Below are 4,910 nucleotides of genomic sequence, written 5' to 3' on the forward strand. Positions count from 1 at the left end.
GTTCGGCGACCCCGGCGGCGTCGGTGAGCACCGCGGCAGCGCCGCGATCCAGGGCTTCGGCGGTGTACCGGGCGCCGTGCGTCGTCGCCCCCGGCAGCGCCGCGAACAGGTCGCCCGGGCGGACGTCCTGGGCCCGCAGCGTCACGCCGGTGATGGACAGGTCCGGAACCGTGGTGGCGCCGCCCGTCACCCGCGCGCCGACCTGTGCGGCCAGCGCCGGCAGTCGCGCGCCCGCCACGGCGCCGGGCCGCAGCCCCGTGGGCACCGACACCAGTCACCACCTCCATAGCCATGATCGGCCATGACACCCTACCTAGGCGGGGGACCGACGAGCCGCTCCCGCGCCTGCGGTGCGCCGTCACCGGGTGCCGCGGTGCTCCAGCAGCGGCAGGAAGATGGTGTCGACGATCTCCTCGATGGCCTCGTCGGGCAACGGCCGCAACGTCATCAGGAGCTCGTACCGGAACAGGTCCACCGGCAGCCGCGCGATGCGCTTGGTGACCCGGCGGGGGTCGAGCTCGCCACGGTCGGCGGCCCGTTGGATGACCTGTTCCACGGCCGCCTCACGGTCGCCGTGCACGAATTCCTTGAGGTCGGCGAGGCTGCTACCGGTCTGCTCGTAAAAACCGCCCAACCGGGTCAGCAGCAACGCCACCAGGCCCACCCGCACCCGGTTCGCCTCCTGCAGCAGGGCGATGATGTCGCCCCGCAGGCTGCCCGTGTCGGGGACCCGGACCACCTCAAGGCGCGCCTGGCGTGCCAGCGCGGCCCGCACCAGTTCCTGCTTGTTGGGCCAGCGCCGGTAGAGCACGGCCCGGCTGGTGCCCGCTCGCACGGCGACGGCGTCGATGGTCATGTCGTCGTAGCCGCGTTCGGTCAGCTCCGTCCAGGCCGCGTCCAGCAGCGCCTCCTCGAGCGCGGCACCGCGACGGCGCTGGGGCCCATCGGCCGACTTAAGAGACATTGCGTTTCCTAGCGCTCCGGCTTATCGTTTGGATACGTAACGTATCTTATACCGAGGAAGGAGCCGCCCCGTGCGCATTCTCATCTCCGGTGCGGGCATCGCCGGCCTGAGCACGGCCATCGACCTGGGCGCCGACGGCCACGACGTCACCATCGTCGAGCGCGCGACCCATCTGCGGGTCAACGGCTCCCCGATCGACATTCGCGGGGATTCCATCGCCGTCGCGGGAAAGATGGGCGTGCTGGATCGAATCCGCGCGCACCGGGTGGACATGACCGAGCGCGTGCAGTTCGTCGACAGCGACGGCACCGTGGTGGCCGAGCCGCCGCCGGACCTGATCAACGACAGCGCCGACGACATCGAGATTCCCCGCGAAGATCTCACCACGATCCTGTACGACAGCCTCGGACCGTCCACCCGGTTGCGGTTCGGCGAATCCATCGCCGCGCTTGGCGACGACGGCGCCGGGGTGGACGTCCGGTTCGCCTCGGGTGCGCGGGAGCGTTATGACGTGGTGGTGGGCGCCGACGGAATGCATTCGGCGGTACGGCGATTCGCGTTCGGACCCGAGCGGAAATTCTTGCGCCACCTGGGGTTCTACGTGGCCTTGGGCGCCCTGCCCGGCTACACGCCGACCAGCCGCGAAAACCCGATGTACAACTTTCCCGGCCACCTGGCCGGCATCGCCGCCTACAACGATAAGGCTTTGGCGGTGTTGATGTTTCGCTCGCGCTGGCTCGACTACGACTATCACGACCTGGCGGCGCAGAAACGCCTGCTGGCCGACGCCTTCGCCGGTCACGACGAGTGGCGGGTTCCCGAATTGGTCTCGGCGGCCGTCGCCGACCCGGAACTCTACTTCGACTCGGTGAGCCAGATTCACATGGACGCTTGGCATCTGGGTCGCGTCGTGTTGGTCGGTGACGCCGCGCATTGCGCCTCACCGCTGTCCGGTCGCGGCACCAGCCTCGCTCTCACGGGCGCCTGGTTCCTGGCGCGGGCGCTGCGGGATCATCCCGGCGACATCGAGCGCGCGTTCGAGCAGTACGAGCGCGACCAACGGCCGCACGCCGACCGCTGTCAGGCCACCGCGGCGCCCGGAGGTGAGCACCTGGTCCCGGCCACACAGGAGCAGATCGACGAGCGTAACCGCGCGTTCGGTGCCGCCTGAGTGGGCCACTGTTGAACCGTTGCTAGAGCGGGACTCTCGCACCGGGCGGTGACCAACAGCAACACCGCACCCGAGGCACAGTAAGCCTTAAGTACGCATGTCCATGATTTTAATCATGGGGATATTAAAGGTTAACGGTTGGAAAACGGCTCTGACTGCGGTGGCCGCCGGGGTGGGCGCGGCCACGGCCGTCGGGGTGGCGCCGTTGGCCCATGCCGCCCCGACGGCCCGACAGCACACCCCGCGAGATTTCTTGGCGGCCGTGCGAACGGCCGGCGTCACCGGCACCGACCCGGCGATGCTGGAAGACGGCTACAGCGTGTGCTGGCAGCTGTGGAACGGGCGCGTCCCACCCAACCGGGTGGTAGCGGGGCTGCAACACGACTACCCGCAGCTCACCGTCGACCAAGCCGCCGATTTCGTCAAGGCCGCCTATGCCGACCTGTGCCCGGTGCCGGGCGCCTACGACTACTGGGCCTACAGCACCAGCTGACTCAGGTGGCCTGCAACGTCAGCGGCGGGCCCGGATCCGGTGAGAGCGGAACGTTTTCACGCTGCATCAGCCAGCCCGCAATGTTGTGGAACAGCGGGGCCGCCGAGTGGCCGGGCGTACCGTCGGCGTTGCGCTCGGGGTTGTCCATCATGATGCCGATGACGTAGCGGGGGTTGTCGACGGTGGCCATCCCCGCGAACGTGATCCAGTAGACGTTGTCGAAGTAACAACCGCAGGCCGGGTTGATCTGCTGCGCGGTGCCCGTCTTGCCCGCCATCTGGTAGCCCGGCACGGCGGCCGACGGGCCGGTGCCCTGCTGGTAGCCCATCGGATCGCGCTGCACCACCGAGCGCAACATGTTGCGCACGGTCTGGGCCGTCTGCGCCGACACCACCCGCACACCGTCCGGTTTGGGTTCCTCGGTGCGGGTGCCGTCGGGGGCGATGGTGGCCTTGATGATGCGCGGCGGGATGCGCACCCCGTCGTTGGCGATGGCCTGGTACATGTCGGCCATTTGCAGCAGCGTCATCGAAAGGCCTTGTCCGATCGGCAGGTTGGAGAAGGTACTGCCCGACCATTGATCGATCGGCGGAACCAGCCCAGCACTCTCACCGGGCAATCCCACGTTGGTGCGTTGGCCCAGGCCGAATTTGCGGACCATGTCGTAAAAACGTTCCGGCCCGACGCGCTGCGCCAACATCAACGTGCCGACGTTGGAGGACTTTCCGAAGACCCCCGTGGTGGTGTACGGCATCACCCCGTGGTCCCAGGCGTCGTGGATGGAGACGCCGCCCATCTGGATGGTCCCGGGCACCTGCAGCACCTCGTCGGGGTTCGACAGGCCGTATTCGATGACGGAGGAGGCGGTGATGACCTTGTTCACGGAGCCGGGCTCGAACGGCGAGGACACCGCCAGGTTGCCCAACTGCTTGTTGGCCTGCCTCCCGATGTCCTGGGAGGGGTCAAAGGTGTTGTCGTTGGCCATCGCCAGGACCTCACCGGTCTTGGCGTCCAGGACCACAGCCGACACGTCGTGCGCGCCAGACACGTCCTTGGCCTGCTGCACCTGCTGCTGCACGTAGAACTGGATGTCGTCGTCGAGGGTGAGCTGGACCATGGAGCCGTTGACCGCCCGGTGCCGGTTGCGGTAACTGCCGGGGATGACGACGCCGTCCGAACCGCGGTCGTAGGTGACCGAACCGTCGGTCCCGGACAGCACGGAATCCATGGATTCCTCGAGGCCGAGCAGGCCGTGCCCGTCCCAGTCGATACCGCCGATGATGTTGGCAGCCAACGATCCACCCGGATACTGCCGCAGGTCCTGGCGCTCAGAGCCGACCTCGGGGAACTTGTCCGAGATGGCGCTGGCGACCGCGGGGTCGACGGCGCGGGCCAGGTAAACGAAGTTGTCGTCGCTTTGCAGCTTCTTCAAAATCGTTGCGGCGTCCGGCTTGTTGCTCAGGCGGGTGGCCACTTCCTTCGCGATGTCCTTGAGCCGCTGTTGCGGGTCGGGCGCGGCCGAGTTCTTGCTCTTGGCCTCGTCGAGTTGCTTGTGAATCCGCTTCGGCTGGAACGTGAGCGCCCGCGACTCGATCGTGAAGGCCAGCTGATTCTTCATCCGGTCGATGATGCTGCCCCGCACCGCCTTTTCCACGTCGGTGACCTTCAGCTGTCCGGCGGCTTGGGCGCGCAGCGTCGGCGCGTTGGTGACCTGCAAGACGAACAGCTGCGCCGCGGCCACCAACATCAACACCAGGATCGCCACATTGCCGGCGCGGTGCCTGAAGACGAACGACGCACCCCGGGCGCCGACCTGGACGACCTGACGGGTGCGACGTTGCCGCGCGGAGTGCCCGGGCGGCGCGTCCGCCGACGGACGCTGCGCCGCGCGCGTCCCCTTGGCTTTTCGCACGCGGCCGGGCTCGGCGACGTCGTTGCCCTGTGGCTTCAGGCGCCGCTTCGGTTGTCGAACGCCCTTGTCCTCCGGGTTTTTTCGGGGCCCACGCGCCGGTCGGGCCGACTGCGTCCGACGTGCACGCGGCTGGTCTCCTCGACTCACCTGGGCACACCCGGCGTCGCAGCAACCGCGGGACCCGGCACGGCGCCGGTGCTCGGCGGTACGCCCGGGCGGCCCAACTGCACGGGCACCGGGATTTCGGCGGGCAGCGGCGCAGGCGCTTGGCCGGGAGCAGGAACGGGCAAGCCGCCCAACGGAATCGACACCTCACCCGGATCGATCCGAAAACTCCTGCTTGATCCGTCACCGCCGGGGATAGACTCAC

5 protein-coding genes are annotated in these 4,910 nt (G+C 68.3%); 2 read left to right on the top strand and 3 right to left on the bottom strand.

Features of this window, described 5'->3' with window-relative positions:
• Together A5700_RS08715 and A5700_RS08720 are read right to left on the bottom strand one after the other, a co-directional pair.
• On the bottom strand, positions 1-274 hold a 274-nt coding region (locus A5700_RS08715), incomplete at its 3' end, for a Mur ligase domain-containing protein (RefSeq protein WP_231991392.1).
• A gap of 84 nt (positions 275-358) precedes the next feature.
• Positions 359-964 carry a TetR/AcrR family transcriptional regulator gene (locus A5700_RS08720; RefSeq protein WP_068067915.1) on the bottom strand — a complete coding sequence of 202 codons (606 nt, stop codon included), beginning with the start codon at positions 962-964 and terminating at the stop codon, positions 359-361.
• Between the two features lie 70 nt (positions 965-1,034).
• On the opposite strand from A5700_RS08720, the gene A5700_RS08725 reads away from it, so the two are divergent.
• The gene (locus tag A5700_RS08725) at positions 1,035-2,135 is read left to right on the top strand and encodes an FAD-dependent monooxygenase (RefSeq protein ID WP_068067918.1); all 1,101 of its coding nucleotides are present in this window, start codon (positions 1,035-1,037) and stop codon (positions 2,133-2,135) included.
• 115 nt (positions 2,136-2,250) lie between these two features.
• Positions 2,251-2,628 carry a DUF732 domain-containing protein gene (locus tag A5700_RS08730; protein WP_197504149.1) on the top strand — a complete coding sequence of 126 codons (378 nt, stop codon included), beginning with the start codon at positions 2,251-2,253 and terminating at the stop codon, positions 2,626-2,628.
• A 1-nt stretch (position 2,629) separates the two neighbouring features.
• On the opposite strand, the gene A5700_RS08735 is transcribed toward A5700_RS08730, so the two are convergent.
• Entirely contained in the window at positions 2,630-4,687 is a 2,058-nt protein-coding gene (locus A5700_RS08735) for a penicillin-binding protein 2 (protein ID WP_068067924.1), read from the bottom strand.
• Between the last annotated feature and the right edge of the window lie 223 nt (positions 4,688-4,910).

Origin of the sequence: Mycobacterium sp. E1214, assembly GCF_001666755.1 — a bacterium.
Classification (GTDB): domain Bacteria; phylum Actinomycetota; class Actinomycetes; order Mycobacteriales; family Mycobacteriaceae; genus Mycobacterium.